General features: G+C 30.5%; 20 protein-coding genes and 2 other annotated features (1 of these 22 running past the window's edge). All 20 genes read left to right on the forward strand.

Annotated features, from left to right (window positions below; translation table 11 throughout):
• The first annotated feature begins 1 nt into the window (after position 1).
• The gene (locus tag KQI68_RS09700; protein ID WP_216549922.1) at positions 2–1,126 is read left to right on the forward strand and encodes a cysteine desulfurase family protein; all 1,125 of its coding nucleotides are present in this window, start codon (positions 2–4) and stop codon (positions 1,124–1,126) included.
• Between the two features lie 8 nt (positions 1,127–1,134).
• Positions 1,135–2,433 carry an AI-2E family transporter gene (locus tag KQI68_RS09705; protein ID WP_216549923.1) on the forward strand — a complete coding sequence of 433 codons (1,299 nt, stop codon included), beginning with the start codon at positions 1,135–1,137 and terminating at the stop codon, positions 2,431–2,433.
• 80 nt (positions 2,434–2,513) lie between these two features.
• Positions 2,514–5,126, forward strand: coding sequence for an alanine--tRNA ligase (gene alaS, locus KQI68_RS09710; RefSeq protein ID WP_216549924.1), 2,613 nt, complete (start codon positions 2,514–2,516; stop codon positions 5,124–5,126).
• A gap of 47 nt (positions 5,127–5,173) precedes the next feature.
• A complete protein-coding gene (locus KQI68_RS09715) occupies positions 5,174–5,431 on the forward strand; it encodes an IreB family regulatory phosphoprotein (RefSeq protein ID WP_216549925.1) in 258 nt (85 codons plus the stop codon).
• 70 nt (positions 5,432–5,501) lie between these two features.
• On the forward strand, positions 5,502–5,915 hold the full coding sequence (gene ruvX, locus KQI68_RS09720; protein ID WP_216549926.1) for a Holliday junction resolvase RuvX: 414 nt from the start codon (positions 5,502–5,504) through the stop codon (positions 5,913–5,915).
• Between the two features lie 10 nt (positions 5,916–5,925).
• Complete coding sequence (locus KQI68_RS09725) at positions 5,926–6,165, forward strand: DUF1292 domain-containing protein (RefSeq protein WP_216549927.1); 240 nt, start codon at positions 5,926–5,928, stop codon at positions 6,163–6,165.
• 8 nt (positions 6,166–6,173) lie between these two features.
• Entirely contained in the window at positions 6,174–6,644 is a 471-nt protein-coding gene (locus KQI68_RS09730; RefSeq protein ID WP_216549928.1) for a Fur family transcriptional regulator, read from the forward strand.
• Positions 6,631–8,292, forward strand: coding sequence for a ribonuclease J (locus KQI68_RS09735; protein ID WP_216549929.1), 1,662 nt, complete (start codon positions 6,631–6,633; stop codon positions 8,290–8,292). The genes KQI68_RS09730 and KQI68_RS09735 overlap by 14 nt, the downstream gene beginning before the upstream one ends.
• 45 nt (positions 8,293–8,337) lie before the next feature.
• On the forward strand, positions 8,338–8,994 hold the full coding sequence (locus KQI68_RS09740) for an O-methyltransferase (protein ID WP_216549930.1): 657 nt from the start codon (positions 8,338–8,340) through the stop codon (positions 8,992–8,994).
• Positions 8,981–10,210: a peptidase U32 family protein gene (locus KQI68_RS09745; protein ID WP_216549931.1), complete on the forward strand. Its 1,230-nt coding sequence runs from the start codon at positions 8,981–8,983 to the stop codon at positions 10,208–10,210. The genes KQI68_RS09740 and KQI68_RS09745 overlap by 14 nt, the downstream gene beginning before the upstream one ends.
• Positions 10,203–10,817: a uridine kinase gene (gene udk / locus KQI68_RS09750; RefSeq protein ID WP_216549932.1), complete on the forward strand. Its 615-nt coding sequence runs from the start codon at positions 10,203–10,205 to the stop codon at positions 10,815–10,817. The genes KQI68_RS09745 and udk overlap by 8 nt, the downstream gene beginning before the upstream one ends.
• A 50-nt stretch (positions 10,818–10,867) precedes the next feature.
• Positions 10,868–10,976 (forward strand) — a sequence feature (ribosomal protein L20 leader region).
• Entirely contained in the window at positions 10,955–11,518 is a 564-nt protein-coding gene (gene infC, locus KQI68_RS09755) for a translation initiation factor IF-3 (protein WP_216549933.1), read from the forward strand. (Overlaps the previous feature by 22 nt.)
• Before the next feature lie 12 nt (positions 11,519–11,530).
• Entirely contained in the window at positions 11,531–11,722 is a 192-nt protein-coding gene (gene rpmI / locus KQI68_RS09760; protein ID WP_216549934.1) for a 50S ribosomal protein L35, read from the forward strand.
• 15 nt (positions 11,723–11,737) lie between these two features.
• Positions 11,738–12,088: a 50S ribosomal protein L20 gene (gene rplT / locus KQI68_RS09765; RefSeq protein WP_216549935.1), complete on the forward strand. Its 351-nt coding sequence runs from the start codon at positions 11,738–11,740 to the stop codon at positions 12,086–12,088.
• 115 nt (positions 12,089–12,203) lie between these two features.
• Positions 12,204–13,532, forward strand: coding sequence for a TrkH family potassium uptake protein (locus KQI68_RS09770; RefSeq protein ID WP_216549936.1), 1,329 nt, complete (start codon positions 12,204–12,206; stop codon positions 13,530–13,532).
• Positions 13,533–13,534: 2 nt separating this feature from the next.
• Complete coding sequence (locus KQI68_RS09775) at positions 13,535–14,185, forward strand: potassium channel family protein (RefSeq protein ID WP_216549937.1); 651 nt, start codon at positions 13,535–13,537, stop codon at positions 14,183–14,185.
• An 83-nt stretch (positions 14,186–14,268) separates the two neighbouring features.
• Complete coding sequence (locus tag KQI68_RS09780) at positions 14,269–15,342, forward strand: DUF3048 domain-containing protein (RefSeq protein ID WP_216549938.1); 1,074 nt, start codon at positions 14,269–14,271, stop codon at positions 15,340–15,342.
• Between the two features lie 51 nt (positions 15,343–15,393).
• Positions 15,394–15,897: a DUF4342 domain-containing protein gene (locus tag KQI68_RS09785; RefSeq protein ID WP_216549939.1), complete on the forward strand. Its 504-nt coding sequence runs from the start codon at positions 15,394–15,396 to the stop codon at positions 15,895–15,897.
• A gap of 37 nt (positions 15,898–15,934) precedes the next feature.
• Positions 15,935–16,681, forward strand: coding sequence for a TrmH family RNA methyltransferase (locus KQI68_RS09790; protein ID WP_216549940.1), 747 nt, complete (start codon positions 15,935–15,937; stop codon positions 16,679–16,681).
• Complete coding sequence (locus KQI68_RS09795; RefSeq protein ID WP_216549941.1) at positions 16,678–17,361, forward strand: DUF6873 family GME fold protein; 684 nt, start codon at positions 16,678–16,680, stop codon at positions 17,359–17,361. The genes KQI68_RS09790 and KQI68_RS09795 overlap by 4 nt, the downstream gene beginning before the upstream one ends.
• A gap of 453 nt (positions 17,362–17,814) precedes the next feature.
• Positions 17,815–17,836, forward strand: a binding site (T-box leader) (it continues 157 nt past the right edge of the window).

Genomic DNA, 17,836 nt, shown 5'->3' on the forward strand with positions numbered 1-17,836 from the left:
TATGATATATTTTGACAATGCTGCCACTACAAAAATTTCAGAAAATGTGCTTGAAGAAATGATGCCATATTTAAAAGAAAATTATGGCAATGCTTCAAGCATTTATTCTTTAGGGCAAAAATCAAGGGCGGCAATTGAAAATTCGAGAATAAAAATTGCAGAAATTTTAAAAATAAAGCCCAGTGAAATTTATTTTACTTCTTCAGGTTCAGAGTCTGACAACTGGGCAATAAAAGATATATTGAATAAGAAAGAGAAAAATCATATAATATCATCAAGGATAGAGCATCCAGCTGTTCTAAATTCACTTAAATATGTAGAAAGTAAAGGTATTGATGTTACTCTTTTATCAGTTGATGAATTTGGGAATGTTAATTTAGATGAGCTAAAAAACAGCATAAATGATAAGACTGGTCTTATTTCAATTATGTTTGCAAACAATGAAATTGGAACAGTAGAGCCAGTTTATGAAATTTCAAAAATTGCTAGAGAAAATAATATTTTATTTCATACAGATGCAGTTCAAGCTATTGGAAATGTTAAGTTTAATTTGAAAGATTTAGATGTCGATATGATGTCTATATCAGGTCATAAACTAGGAGCACCAAAGGGAATTGGAATTTTATACATCAAAGATGGAACTGAAATTAATTCTTTTATTCACGGCGGCTCACAAGAAAGAGACAGACGCGCATCCACAGAAAATGTTGCATCAATTGTAGGAATTGCAAGAGCAATTTCTGATGCATCTGAAAATATTGATGAAAATATTGAGTATACTAAAGATTTAAGAGATTATTTTCTTGAAAAACTTTTAAATGTAGACGGAATTATTTTAAATGGTCCAATAGAAAATAGGCTGCCAGGAAATATAAATATTTCACTAAAGGGTGTAAAGCCACAGACAATGGTCAGATACTTAGATATGTTTGATATTTGCGTATCTCAAGGGTCAGCTTGTGCAGCGGGAAGTATTGAACCTTCCTATGTGCTTTCAGCAATTGGACGAAGTGAAGAACTTGCTCTTTCCATGATTAGAATTTCTCTTAATCACAACAACACAAAAGAAGAATGTGATTTTGTATTTGATAAAATACTAAGGGGAATGAAGAAGTTTAAAAAATAGGTGATATTATGTTGGAACAAATTTCTGGTAATGCTGCTAGATTTATGATTTATGCTCTTATTATATTGTCGCTAATTTTAATGTTTCTTGCCACATATTATTTGATAAATATTGGCAACAGATATATTGACAACAACAAGAGAATAAAAATAGATTTAAAGCTTATTACCAAGATATTTATTGGGATTTTAGTGCTATACTTAATCTCAATAATTTTTAATAAATATAAAATTTTGGGATACACCTTATCTTCAGTGATAATTGCAATTATTTTTGCATATATTATTGACCCAATAGTAAATTATCTAGAGAGAAAGGGAATAAAGAGATCCTTTGGTGTAATCATAGTTTATATAACTGCTTTTTTAATATTTGGAGTTTTGATAGTTTCTGTAATTCCAAAGACAATTAATGAAATTTCAAATCTTCTTGCAAGCATACCAAGTATGGTTGATTCAATTACAAGGGCTTCAAATGAATTTTTGACAAATGTGTTTGCAAAATTTAACATTGAACTTCCAGAGAATTTTATGAATATTTATAATGAAACAAAACCTGCTGGGCCAAATTCTGCTAGAGTAAACGAATTAGAGTCACCAGAAATACTTACAAATATTCTAAATTCTATTAGAAACACGATTAATTCATTGATAGCAACACTCCAAGCTTCAGCTATGGAGTCACTTACAAATATTGTTTCTAAGATTTATGGACTTGTTACAAGTGTATTTAGGATTGTTTTAATTGTAATTTTCTCTTTCTACTTTTCAGTAGACAAGGAAAAATTTACAAAAAACATCAAAAAATCAATTCCAAATAAATACAGAGACGACATTACATTTTTAGGAACTAGAATTGATACAGCTCTGCAACAATTTATAAGAGGAAGATTATTAATGGCAATCTTTGTAGGAGTTTTGACTATGCTATATCTTCTTGTTTTAAGAGTTGATTTTGCAATAGTAATTGGTCTTATAACTTGTGTGGCAGATATTATTCCATACATTGGACCATTCTTAGGTTATCTTCCAGCAGCACTTTTTGCCTTTATGGATTCTCCAATAAAGGCAGTGTGGGTTACAATTCTATTCTTTGTAATTCAATGGTCAGAAAACAATATTTTGGCGCCAAAACTTATTGGTAACACAACTGGACTTAATCCACTTGTAATTTTAATTTCAATAATTATCGGTGGTGGAATATTTGGTGTATGGGGAATGGTTATCTCAGTTCCTATTGTTTCAATTGGATTTATTTTCTTTGATTATTTCAAGATGAAATACAATGATATAAGTAGCTCTAATTGACATTTACTCACGTTATAATTATAATATTGATAGCACATCCTCCCAGGGAATGGGAGGATTTTTAAATAGGGGAGTGTAGAATGAAATATTTAGGTTTACATGATATAAGAAAGGAATTTTTAAAATTTTTTGAATCTAAGGGACATTTAATTTTACCAAGCTTTTCTTTGATTCCAAAAAATGATAAATCCTTACTACTAATCGGAGCAGGTATGGCTCCAATGAAAAAATTTTTTACAGGAGAAGAAGTACCACCAGCAAAAAGGGTTACAACAAGTCAAAAATGTATAAGAACTGGAGACATTGACAATGTTGGTATAACTGACAGACATGCAACATTTTTCGAAATGCTTGGAAACTTTTCATTTGGAGATTATTTTAAAAAAGAAGTTATTCCTTGGGCATGGGAATTTTTAACAGTTAATCTTGAAATTGCAAAAGAAGATCTTTGGGTTACTGTATATCACGAAGATGACGAAGCATATAATATCTGGAAGGATGTTATTGGAGTACCTGAAGAAAGAATTGTTAGACTTGGAAAAGAAGATAACTTCTGGGAACTTGAAGTTGGTCCAAGTGGTCCTTGCTCTGAAATTTATGTAGACAGAGGTCCTGAATATGGCTCTGACGATGAAAGACCAGGTGGAGAAGGAGAAAGATTTATAGAAGTTTGGAATCTAGTTTTCACTCAATTTGACAAAGACGAAGCTGGAAACTACAATCCACTATCTCATCCAAATATCGATACTGGAATGGGTCTTGAAAGAATTGCAACAGTTTTACAAAAAACTGATAACATTTTTGAAATCGACGCAATAAAAGACATTATTAAGAGAATTTCAGAAGTATCTGGCACGGAATATGGAAAAGATGACAAGCTTGACATTTCCTTTAGAGTTATTACTGACCACATAAGAGCCATGACTTTTATGATTTCTGATACAATTGTGCCTTCGAATGAAGGAAGAGGATATGTTTTAAGAAGGCTTATTAGAAGAGCAGCAAGACACGGAAGAAAGCTTGGAATCAAAAAAGCATTCTTATCAGAAATAGCTGATCTTGTAATTGATTCTTGGGGCGTGGAATACAAAGAATTAGTTGAAAATAAAGACTCAATAAAAGAAATAATTAGAAGAGAAGAAGAAAAATTCTTAGAAACTATTGAACAAGGTCTTGTTAGACTTAACTCTCATATTGAAGAATTAAAAGAAAACAAAAAGAATACACTAGCTGGAAAAGATGCCTTTAAACTTTATGATACTTATGGATTTCCAATTGACTTAACTGAAGAAATCTTAAAAGAAGAAGGATTTAAAGTTGATATGGCTGCCTTTGATGAAGAGATGAACATTCAAAAAGAAAGGGCAAGATCTGCAAGAGAAGATTCAAATATTGGATGGTCAAATCAAGAAGATAAAAACTTATTTGAAGGTCTTTCTAATGAATTCTTAGGCTATGAAGTAGATAGTTGCGATGCAAAAATTATAAAAATCATTTCGAATAATGAAGAAGTTGAAAGTTTATCAGAAGGCGAAGAAGGTATTGTAGTACTTGATAGAACTCCATTTTATGGCGAAAGTGGTGGACAAGTAGGGGATACTGGATTTATCTATAATGATGATTTTAAACTTGAAGTTATAGACACTAAAAAAACTAAGGATGAACTTCATCTTCACATTGTTAAAGTAGTTGAGGGACAAGCAACAAAAACTAAAGTAAAAGCTGAAGTAGATTACAAGAGAAGAAATAATATTAGAAGAAATCACTCCGTAACACATTTATTACACAAAGCTTTAAAAGAAGTTTTGGGAAGCCATGTAAGTCAAGCAGGTTCTCTTGTAATGGAAGATAGAATGAGATTTGACTTCTCACACTTTGAAGCAATGACAAAAGAAGAAATTGAAAAAGTTGAAGCTAGAGTTAATGAAAAAATTTTTGAAGCTCTTCCTGTTAAGACAACTATTACTGATATTGATAAAGCTAAAGAAATGGGAGCAATTGGACTATTTGAAGATAAGTATCACGATGTAGTTAGAGTTCTTTCAATGGGAGATTACTCAACTGAACTATGTGGTGGAACCCATGTTAAAAATACTTCTGAAATTTCTATGTTTAAAATACTATCAGAAAGTGGTATAAGTAATGGTGTTAGAAGAATCGAATCTATTACAGGACCAGCAGTTTATAATTATTTAAATTCATTAAAATCTGAACAAGAAGAAATTGCTTCTGAATTAAAATCAAATAAAGATGAAATAGTTCAAAAAGTTAAAGCTAATGTCAAGAGCCTAAAAGAAGCTACAAAGGAAATAGAAAGACTTGAACATGACCTTGCTAAGGACCAAATTAGTGGAATAACTGACTCAGTTAAGGAAGTTAATGGCATTCAATATGTTACTTCAAAGTTTGAAAATGTAGATGTAAATACACTTCGTGATTTAGCTGATGAAGTTAGAAATAAAGTAGGCTCAGTTGTAGTTTTATTTGCAACAGTTAATGATGGAAAATTAAACTTTGTTTGTGCAGTTTCTAAAGACCTCGTTGCTAAAAAGATTTCTGCAGGAAATATTATCAAAGAAGTTGCTAAAGTTGCAGGTGGTGGCGGTGGCGGAAGACCAGATATGGCCACTGCAGGAGCTAAGAATATAGATAAAATTGATGAAGCTTTAGATACTTTGACTAAATTATTATAATATTACAAATTACCTTTTTTATGTTATAATTTAAATGGAGGTATATTATGGATCAAAACAACAATAATACACAAATTTTTGAAAAGAAAGCTTTGGAACAAGAGAGAATTAAGAGTATTTTAAAAGTTGTTTACAATGCTCTTGAAGAGAAGGGTTATAATCCTATAGATCAAATTATTGGATATATCTTATCAGGCGATCCCACATATATTACAAGCCATGATAATGCAAGATCCATGATAGCAGAAGTTGAGAGAGATGAACTTTTACAAGAATTGTTAAAAGTTTATTTAGAGATAAAGTAATTATTATATGAGATGGCTAGTCCATCTCATATTTACATATTTTATATGTACCTGTAAAGGTTGTGGTTATATGAGTAGAATTTTAGGACTAGATGTTGGAGATGTTTGGATAGGAGTTGCCATAAGCGATGAATTAATGCTTACTGCTCAACCCCTTGAAACTATAAAAAGAGAATCCAATAAAATAGCTTATGAAAAAATTCACAATATAATTTTAGAGAAAAATATTGAAAAAATAGTGGTAGGTCTTCCAAAAAATATGAATAATACACTTGGACCACAAAGCGAAAAAGTCATTAAATTTGCGACAAAACTAAAGAATAAATTTAATATAGATATAGAATACATCGACGAGAGAATGACTACATTAATGGCGGAGCAAGTGTTAATTGAAGGATCAGTAAGAAGAGAAAACAGAAAGAAATATATAGATAAAATAGCTGCGACATTTATACTGCAGAGCTATTTGGATCAAAATAGGTAAAGGTGATTTAATGGAAAAAATTAAGTTATATGATGAAAATAATGTTGAAACTGAATTTTACGTAGATGCAAAATTCACAGTTGATGACACTGATTATGTAGCACTGTTTACTGATGAAGAAGATCCAGAAATCTATATATTAAAAATTATTGAAGATGAAAATGGTGAAGAACTTCTTTCTGGGATAGACGACAATGAACTTAAAGTTGCACAAGATGCATACGAAGAGCTTTTAAATGAGTTAGAGTAGGTGAGAACATGCTTGCAGGTATTGATCAAGTTAAAGAAATTTTAAAAGAAAATGGATATAAATATACTTCACAAAGGGCTAAGGTTTTTGAAACTTTTGTTGAAAATTCAGATAAACATCTTACAACTGAAGAAGTATATAATTTAGTATCAAAGAAATATCCAGAGCTAGGTATAGCAACAGTTTATAGGAATGTTTCCCTTTTTACTAAACTTGGAATTTTAGATCAGATTATTTTCGATGATAATATAGTTAGATATGAGCTTAGAATGCCTCATGAGGGACATAGACATCATCACCTAATATGTATGAATTGCGGAAAAGTTGAAGAATTTGACGTCGATAATTTAGATGAAGTAGAAAAAGAAATTGAAGAAAAAAAGAATTTTAAAATAATTGACCACACTCTTAAATTTATGGGTTATTGCGAAGACTGCCAAAAAATTGAGGAGAAGGCAAAATTAAATGAAAAACAATAACAAATTAAAAATAATTCCCCTGGGAGGCTTACATGAAATTGGTAAGAACCTTACAGTCATAGAATATAGAGATGATATTATTATCGTCGATTGTGGGATGACTTTCCCAGAGGATGAAATGCTTGGTATTGATGTGGTAATTCCTGATGTGACTTATTTAATCAATAACAAGCATAAAATAAGAGGTCTTGTTTTAACGCATGGACACGAAGACCATATTGGAGCAATCCCTTATGTTCTTAGAAAATTAGATCTTGATATTTATGGAACAGCACTTACTATTGGACTTTTAGAAAATAAGCTAAAAGAACATAGACTATCAAGAGATAAACTTCATGTAGTTAGAGCAGGTAATGTAGTTAAACTTGGAAAAATGGAAGTTGAATGGATTAATGTAAACCACTCAATTCCTGATTCATGTGCCTTAGCTATTAAGACACCTCTTGGATATGTTTACCATTCAGGAGACTTTAAGGTGGACTTTACTCCTATTAGTGGAGAACCAATTAATCTTACAAGAATTGCTGAAATTGGTGAAAAAGGCGTAATTGCAATGATTGGTGAATCTACAAATGTCCTTAGAGAAGGATATACGATGAGTGAATCCAAGGTTGGAGAAACTTTTAATCGATTATTCCAATCTCTATCTGAAAATAGAATTATTATTGCAACTTTTGCATCAAATGTACACAGAGTCCAACAAATTATAAATGCGGCTGAAAAATATGGAAGGAAAGTCATACTTTCTGGTAGATCAATGCTTAATGTAACAGAAACTGCTAGAAGACTTGGACAATTTAGAGTAAAAGATGACACAATTGTAGACATTAGAAATATGGATAAATACGAAGACAATGAAATTGTATTTATTACTACAGGTTCACAAGGTGAGCCAATGTCAGCTCTTACAAGAATCGCATACGGAGAACATAAAAAAATTGAGCTTACTCCAAATGATGCAGTAATTCTTTCGGCAACACCAATTCCTGGAAATGAAAATGCAGTTACAAAAGTTATCAATAGACTTCTTGAAAGAGGGGCAAAGGTAATCTATGAAACTCTTTCAGAAATTCATGTTTCAGGACACGCTTGTCAAGAAGAATTAAAATTAATTTTAAGCTTAGTTAAACCAAAATACTTTATTCCAGCTCATGGTGAGGTAAGACACTTAATGAAGCATGCTGAAATTGCTCAAAAAATGGGAATGGATGAAGAAAATATATTTATACTTGAAAATGGAAATTGTCTTGAAATTTCCCAAAAAGATGCAAAACTTGTGGGAGATGTGCCATCAGGAAATATTTTAGTAGATGGACTTGGCGTTGGAGATGTTGGAAATATTGTATTAAGAGATAGAAAGCATCTTTCTGAAGACGGGCTAATAATAGTTGTGGTTTCAATTTCTAAACAAGGTAAAGTTATTTCTGGACCTGATATTATTTCAAGAGGGTTTGTATATGTTAGAGAATCTGAAGATTTAATAGAAAATGCGAAGAATGTTGTAAGAAAAATATTAAGCGACAACTCTGGACAAAAATTAACTGATTGGAATGGATTAAAATCTGATATTAGAGATGATTTAAGATCCTTTATTTTCAAAAATACAAAGAGAAATCCTATGATTTTACCAATTATTATGGAAGTTTAGGATTATTTAGGGAATCTTTATGGTTCCCTTTTTTAGAGGGATTAGATGACAAATATAAATTATGATTATATAGAAAATTATTTGAGAGATATTATAGAAGTAGAAGATGAAAAATTATTGGAAATGGAAAAATATGCAGAAGCTAATCATGTTCCAATAATTGAAAGAGAAACAGAGGAGTTTATAAAATTTTTAATTTCTATAACTAAGCCGAAAAAGATATTAGAACTTGGCACAGCCATTGGATATTCATCAATTTCCTTTGCAAAATTTTCAAAAAATATAAAGAGAATTGACAGCGTGGAGATTAGAAGCGATATGGTTGAAATTGCAAATAAAAATATTGAAGAATCTCATCTTTCTGATATAATTTATGTCTATGAAAGTGATGCCTATGAATTTCTTGAAGATTTAGAAGACAAGTATGATATGATTTTTATAGATGCTGCTAAGGGACAGTATGAAAAATATTTTAATAGTGCTCTTAAAAATTTAAATGATAAAGGAATTATAATCTGCGACAATGTGTTATTTAAGGGAATGGTCGCAGAGGATGATTTGATAATTAGAAGAAAAAAGACTATTGTAAAAAGACTTAGAACTTTTTTAAGCGATGTATCAAAAGATGATAGATTTATTTCGTCAATTATTCCAATTGGAGATGGAGTATTATTAGTTAGGAGAAAAGATGAAGAAGATTGAACTTTTAGCACCAGCAGGTGATATTAATAAATTAAAAATGGCTGTGGAATATGGAGCAGATGCAGTTTATCTTGGAGGAGAAAGTTTTGGACTTAGAAAAGCTTCTAAAAACTTCTCTATGGAAGACATAAAATGGGCAGCTGATTACTTACACGAGAGAGGTAAGAAACTTCATGTAACACTTAATATAATTCCTCACAACAAAGACATTGTAGGAGTAGAAGATTATATAAAACAGCTTTATGATATTGGTGTAGATGCACTAATTGTTGCAGACCCTGGGATGTTCATGAAGGTCAAAGAAGTTGCACCTGATTTTCCAATTCATATTTCAACTCAAGGATCAGTAACAAACACTCAAACTGTAAAGTTTTGGCAACAACTTGGAGCAGAAAGAGTTGTAATGGCTAGAGAACTTAGTTTAAAGGAAGTTTCTGACATTATAAAAGAAGTTGGAGATTCAATTGAAATCGAAACTTTTCTTCATGGTGCAATGTGTATGTCTTACTCAGGAAGATGCTTACTTTCAAATTACATGACTGGAAGAGATGCTAACATGGGAGACTGTGCACAACCTTGTAGATATAAGTATCACTTAGTTGAAGAAAAAAGACCTGGAGAGTATTTCCCGATAGAGGAGCATGATGAAGGCACTTTTATTATGAACTCAAAAGACCTTTGCATGATTGAACACATTGATGAGATGATTGAAGCAGGGATTGCAAGTCTAAAAATTGAGGGAAGAGTAAAAAGTGAATATTATCTTGCAACTGTAATTAGATCTTACAGAATGGCAATTGATAAATATTATGAAAATCCAGAGACTTATAAATACGATCCATATTATTTAGAAGAAATCAAAAAAGTAAGTCACAGAGACTTTACAACTGGATTTTTCTATGGACAGGCCAATGAAGATTCTCAAGTTTATGAGGATAATTCATATATCAGAGGATATGATTTTGTTGGAATTGTTAGAGAATATGACAAAGATTCTAAGATTGCAACAATTGAGCAAAGAAATAGAGTTTTTGTTGGAGACGAAGTAGAAATATTTGGTCCAGGAGTTAAGCATTTTGATTATAAAATAGAAAAGATGTTAAACGACAAAGATGAAGAAATTGAAGTTGCAAATCATGCACAACAACTTTTTAAAATTAAAGTAGAAGAAGACATTAAACCTGGATATATTTTAAGGAGAGAAAATCTTGACTAAGCCTTGTATTATTGGCATATGTGGAGGCAGTGGTAGCGGAAAAAGCACTGTCACAAGAAAATTAATAGAGCTTGTGGGAAATGAAAATGTATCAGTTATTGAGCAAGATTCTTATTATAAGGATCAGTCCAATCTTGAATTTTCTGAAAGAGTAAAGACTAATTACGACCATCCCTTTGCCTTTGACAATGAACTTTTATTAGAGCATTTGATAAAACTTAAAAATGGAGAATCAATTGACAAGCCGATTTATGATTTTTCAGAACACAATAGAAAAAAGGAAACTGAAATAATTTATCCTAAATCAATTATTATTCTTGAGGGAATTTTAATTTTTAATGAAAGACCTCTTTTAAATATTTTAGACATCAAAGTTTTTGTTGACACAGATTCTGATGTAAGAATTATTAGAAGAATTAAAAGGGATATGAAATACAGGGGAAGAAGTCTTGATTCTGTAATTGATCAATATCTTGAAACTGTAAGACCTGCTCATTTGCAATTTGTTGAGCCATCAAAGAGATATGCAGATATAATCATACCTGAAGGTGGTGCAAATGAAGTAGCAATTGATCTTTTATACCAAAAAATAAAATCCATTGTATAAATTAAAAAACTATTTGACAAGTAGTATTTACTGTGATAAAATATCATCTGTTATTAAAGAAGAAGTCCGCTTCTCACCTAATGGCAAGAGCTTTTTAGGTTATTTGAAAATTATGATGATTTTGCGGGCATCTTTTGGTGTCCGCTTTTTTAATTTTACGGAGGTGCTTAGAAATTAAAGAACTTCAAATCAATGAAGAAATAAGAGAGAAGGAAGTTAGATTAGTAGACGAAAATGGAGAACAACTTGGAGTTGTTGCTACTAATAGAGCTATTGACATGGCTATATCTAAAAAGCTGGATCTTGTAAAGGTTGCTCCTAATGCAAAGCCACCAGTATGTCGTTTAATGGATTATGGTAAATACAAATACGACATGGAGAAAAAAGAAAAAGAAGCAAAGAAAAAACAAAAGGTTATCAATATTAAAGAGTTAAGATTTAGCCCTAATATTGAAGACCATGATTTAAATACAAAGGCCAAAAGAGCTATTGATTTCTTAAAAAATGGTGACAGAGTTAAGGTTTCAGTAAGATTTAGAGGAAGAGAAATGGGCCACACTGATCTTGGAAGAGAAGTTCTAGACAAATTTGTTGATTTAGTTTCTGAGTATGGAGTTGTGGACAAAAAACCTAAAATGGAAGGAAGAAGTCTTGTGATGTTCCTTTCAGAGAAAAAAGACGATGACAAGTCTAATAATTAAGGAGGATTTTTTATGGCAAAGATGAAAACTCACAGAGCTTCCGCCAAAAGATTTAAAAGAACTGGTTCAGGAAAGCTAAAGAGATTTAGTGCTTTTAAAGGACATTTAACTGGTAAAAAAACTGCTAAGAGACTTAGAAAACTTAGAAAAAGCGGTATTGTATCTAAAGGTGATCAAAAGAGAATTGATCACATGATTCCGTAATTAGGAGGGTAGAGAATGGCTAGAGTAAAAAGAGGCGTTAACGCAAAAAAAAGACATAAGAATATTCTAAAACAAGCTAAAGGATATTTTGGTGCAAAATCAAAACTATTCAGAGTAGCTAATCAAGCTGTTATGAAATCTCTTAACTACGCATACATTGGAAGAAAACAAAGAAAAAGAGATTTTAGAAAACTTTGGATTACAAGAATTAATGCAGCTGCAAGACTTAATGGAATGAGCTATTCAAAATTCATTTCCGGTCTTAAAAAAGCTAATATAGATATCAACAGAAAGATGCTTTCTGAAATGGCTATTAACGATCCAGCTGGTTTTACAAAATTAGTTGAAATCGCAAAAGAACAATAAGAAGTCTCCCTTTTAAAGGGAGGTTTTTTTAATTTATAAATTTATCCATTTTGATATATTTGTATTGTTATGGGTAAAATTTATTTAAGAAAATTTTATTATAGAAGGTCAAATTATGATTAAAAATTTAAAAAAGAATCCACCTCTTGTAATATGCCTTTCATTTTTAGTGCTTATATTTACAGGAGCTTTTCTTTTGAATACAAAAATTGCTTCAGTAAATGGAGAGCGAATTGGTTTTATCAATGCACTTTTTACTGCAACATCTGCAAGCTGTGTGACAGGTCTTGTAGTTGTAAATACTGCAGAGTATTGGAGTGCTTTTGGTAAATTTATAATAATCGCATTAATTCAAATCGGTGGACTTGGCACCATGGTTTTTCTTTCTTTAATCCCAATGATTTTTCACAGAAGAATTGGAATTGTCGAGAGAAGAATTTTAAAGGAGCAAGTGAGTTATGATACCAACAAAGGAATTATAAAACTTGTGATTTATATTATTAAATTTAGTTTGGTAGTTGAATTTGTGGGAGCAATTTTACTTTCCTTTAAATTCATTCCACAGTTTGGAGCGATTGAGGGGATTTTATTCTCAATATTTCATTCTATTTCTGCTTTTTGTAATGCAGGTTTTGATTTAATAGGAAATTCCTTAATGGATTATCAGTCAGACTTTTTAATGACTTTTACAATTTCAAGTTTAATTATTATTGGTGGACTTGGATTTGCGGTTTTTCTTGAAATTTATAGAGAGAAAAAATTTAAAAATCTAAGCCTTCACTCAAAAACTGTAATTACTATTTCTGCTATTTTATTAATACTTGGAACTTTTGGATTTTTCCTTCTAGAACACAATCAAGTTTCTATGGAGGGACTTGATATGAAGGGTAAACTTTTGACATCGTATTTTATGTCTGCATCATCAAGAACAGCAGGATTTAATTCTCTTGATCTTTCTAAAATTCAAGAAGGATCAGTAATATTAACTATAATCTTGATGTTTATAGGTGCATCTCCAGCTTCTACTGGTGGTGGTATCAAGACTACAACTTTTGCAGTTTTATTATTTTCAACAATTTCAGTTTTAAGAGGAGATGAAGAAGCTGAATTCTTCCACAAGACTATTCCTTATGATGTCCTAGTAAAAAGTTTATGCATATTTTTCTTGGCATCAGGTCTTGTTATATTTTCTTCATTGGGTCTTATGATTATAGAAGATGGAAGATTTTTATATCTCGACATACTTTATGAAATTGTATCGGCTTTTGGTACTGTTGGAGTTACAAGAGGGATTACATCTGATTTAAGCACAGCTTCAAAGATGATATTAGTTATTTTAATGTATTTAGGTAGAGTTGGTGCGGCCACTCTTGGCATTGGAATTATAAATAGAAAGAAAAAGAAACACACAAAATATGCACATGGAAAAATAATAGTGGGGTAAAAATGAAAACTTTTATTGTATTTGGATGTGGTAGATTTGGTTCTACTGTTGCGAGAAGATTATATGATTTAAATAATGATGTTGTAGTTGTGGATTCAAATATGGAAAAAATTGATAAAATTTCTTCCAATGTCACAGAAGCAATTGTATGCGACCTAGAAGATGAAGGCGCTGTTGATGAGCTTGGACTTAACAATTTTGATGTGGCAGTTGTTGCAATTGCAGAAAACTTAGAAGCTGCTATTATGGCAGTCCTTGCATCGAAAGAAGCTGGTATTCCTAGAATAGTAGCAAAGGCTGCAAACTATAGAGCTGGCAAAATTTTACAAAAAGTTGGAGCTGACAAAATTATTTATCCAGAAAGAGATATGGGATATAGACTTGCAAATAATCTGTCCAACAAAAATTTAATCGATTCCTTTGAGGTTTCTAAAGGCTACGGAATGTTTGAGATTGAAGCAAATGACAAAATGATTGACAAAACCTTAGATGAAATTAGACTTAGAGAAGATTATAATTTTATAGTTCTTATGATTAAGAGAAAGGGCGAAATTATTGTAAACCCAACTTCGGATTTTCAAATTAGAAAAGATGATACACTCACAATTCTGGGAGCAGATGAAGAAATTAAAAAATTCAATGAAGAAAATTAGGAGGCTGCATTTCATGTAGCCTTCTTTACATATATGTAAATTTATTTTAAAATAAAGGTAAATAACGTAAAAGAGGTAAAGACATGAAGAAAAAATTTATAGCTTTAATGCTAGCGATGGTTTCCTTTTCTCTAATTGCTTGTAGTAATTCTAATACAAAAGAAACTGCAGCAGTTGAAGAAAAAGAACCAGAAAAGATAGTTTATTACACTCCACTTACTCATGAAGAGAGGGACGAAGATCAATCTAAAGAAAAAATCTTTGCAGTTATGCTTGATAATCACGACGATGCTAGACCTCAAGCTGCAATAAATCAAGCTGACATAATTTATGAGTACAGAGTTGAAGGCGAATTCACAAGATATATGGCGCTTTTCCAAAGTCATTTGCCAGAAAATGTAGGACCAGTTCGTTCTGCAAGACCTTATTTTGTGCAAACTGCTAAGGAATATGACGCAATTTATACACATTGGGGCGGTAGCGAAGCAGGTTTATCAGAAGTTAGAAGTAGAAATGTAGTAGACCTTGATGGAATTGCTCTTGAAGGAATAGTATTTCACAGAAATAAAGATGTTGGAAAGCGAGCTCCACACAATGGATATGTATCACTTCCTGAACTTAAAAATTATTTAGTTGAAAAAAATGTAGATGTAAATAATAATGCTGCCTCTCTAAATTTTTATGAGGAGAGTGAAAATCTTCAAGGTGAAGATGTTAAAGAAATTACTTTAAAATTCAATGACAGATATAAAACTAATTTCATTTATGATGAAGCTACTGAAAAATATAAATATATTCGTCAAGGAGAGCCTGTAATAGATGAAAATACTAAAGAAGAATTTACTGCAAAGAATTTAGTGGTATTATTCCAAAAGGGAGTTGTAGCTGGTCCTAAAGGAACTTTAAAAATTGCAAATATTGGTGCGGGAGATGGACTTCTACTTCAAAATGGAAAATTAATTCCGATAACTTGGGAAAAGGAAAATGAAGATGCCATGACTATTTTTAAAGATGCAGAAGGAAATTTAATTAAATTTCACCCAGGAAATACTTTTATATCTGTTGTAGATGATAAAAACTCAGCAGTTTATGAAACTTTAAATGAAGAAAATACACAAATAACGGGAGAAACTTCAAATTCTTCAAATCAAAAATAATATTTGATTAACTTTGACCATTAGGGGTAAATGTAGCATAGAGGTGATATTATGATTAATATGACAAAAATTGATTATGTAATTAATGTAACTGGTGCTACTTATGAAGTAGTTAGGAAAGCACTTCTTGAAAGTGATGGAGACGTTGATAAGGCAATAGAATATATAAACGCAAATAAAGAAGAAAATGTAGATGCTTCTAAAGTATATGAAAATGAAGAAGAAAAAAATAAAGAAGAAGAGAGAAAGTCAAATTCTAAAAGCGGAAATGAATATTTTGATGAAGTTATAAATTCACTTGATGAAATTATAGACGCAATCAAAGAAATTTGGAGAAAAGGAAATGCAAGAAGACTTCTTGTCGAAAAAGACAATGAAACAATCCTTTCACTTTCACTTACAACTTCAGCAATTGGAATGGTACTAGCTCTTCCAGCATCACTTCTTGGACTTTCAGCTGCTTATATCTATGATTACTCTTTCAAGATTATTATGGAAAATGGAGAAGTTATAGATATTAAAGAGTATTTAAAAGATAAAAGTAAATTTTTATAATAAGAAGCCCTTAGGGGCTTTTTTAATTAGGAGAAATATGATAATTTCAAGTAAAAATAATTCACATTTTAAATTTTTTAAAAGTTTAAAAGAAAAAAAGTATAGACAAGAAAATAAATTATTTATGGTGGAAAAGCCAGTTGTAATTGAAGAAGCGATTGAATTTGTGCCTGAGTATATTTCAATTAGCGAAGAGGCATACAATGAAAATAAATTTGAAGAAATACTAAAAATTGTTGATAAAGAGAGAATCTTTATATTTTCAGATAATCTATTTAAGAATCTCGCAGACGCTGTAACATCACCTGGAATTATTGCTTATTATAAGGAAATTCACAGAGATTTTAATGAAAATAGAGGAAAGTTTTTATATCTTGATGATATAAGAGAACCCGGAAACCTTGGAGGAATTATCCGTTCTGCTGATGCCTTTAATTTAGATGGTGTAATAATTTCACCAAACTCTGTTGATGTTTACAATCCAAAAACAGTTCGTTCTTCTATGTCATCAATATTTAAAGTTCCAATTTATTTTATGCCGCGTGAAGATTTACTTAAACTTGATTTTAATATTTTAGCGACAGCACTTTCTAATTCAACTTCAACTAGAGATTATGAATTTAAAGATAAAGATATTGTAGTAATAGGAAATGAAGCAAAAGGGGTTTCTAAATTTTTAATGGAAAATGCCAATGGCTACTTAAATATACCAATAAGTGAAAGTGTAGACTCACTAAATGCCAATGTTGCAGCTTCAATAATAATTTACGAGATGATGAAATGAATTATGTAATAATAGCAGAAAATTTTCCAGAAGAATCTGCGAAAAAATTAGAACAGTATGGAAGAGTTTTACGAACTAAAAAAAATAGAAAAGTCATGGAAGGGCTTAATACTCATCCTGACATATTAGTTCATCCACTTCCAAATGGTGAAATTGTAGTAGATAGGGATAACTTCATGTACTACGATATGCTTTTAAGAAAAACAGTTATAAAGTCAGAATCATATTTAGATGCGAAGTATCCAAGTGATGTGCCCCTTAATGCCTTCACTTTTAAAAATTATTTTGTTCACAATTTAAAATTCACTGACAAGAGACTCCTTGAATATTATAAAGAAAATGGATATGAACTCATTGATATAAAGCAAGGATATTCAAAATGTACTACACTTGTGACAGAAGACTTTTTAATAACAAGTGATGGCGGAACTTATGAAAAGCTAAAGGACATTATGCCAATTTATAGGATAAATCACAAGGAGATAAAGCTAGAGAAATTTAACTATGGATTTATTGGTGGTGCAAGTGGAAGCCTTGGTAAAAAATTATTCTTCACAGGAAGCATAAAAGAACACAGCTCTTATGAAGAAATTATGAGAATAATTAAAAAATATGATTATGAAGTAGAAATACTATCTGATAATCCTATTGAAGATTATGGAAGTATTTATTTTATATAATTTAATTTATTTTTAAAAATTATTGAAATTATTAAACCGAATATTAAGGATAAAATTGAAATAAATGAGAAATCTACATTTTTGAAAAAATAAACAATAAAGAAATTATTATATATTAAAGGAATTAACAAAATATATAATAAATAAAAATTTTTATTTTTAAGTATAAATGGTAGCCCTATTAAAATTGGCAGACAAAAAGGACTTAAAAAGTAAAAATTAAGAAATGCTATTATTCTATAAAGTCCATATTCAGGTATGAATAATATAGGAATAGATGATATTAAAATTAAAAGAATTAATATAAATGTAGTTTTATTTTTCATTTTATCCTCGATTTAAAACTTATGATTATTTATGTATTAGGTGGGTAATAATCTCTTTAGATATTACTTGCACATAAAATTTAATTGTGCTATTATTAAAATAATTTTATTAATACTATTATAATAAACTAAAACATAGATGAGAAGAG

It is taken from the genome of Peptoniphilus ovalis (assembly GCF_018919265.1).
Taxonomy (GTDB): Bacteria; Bacillota; Clostridia; order Tissierellales; family Peptoniphilaceae; genus Peptoniphilus_A; species Peptoniphilus_A ovalis.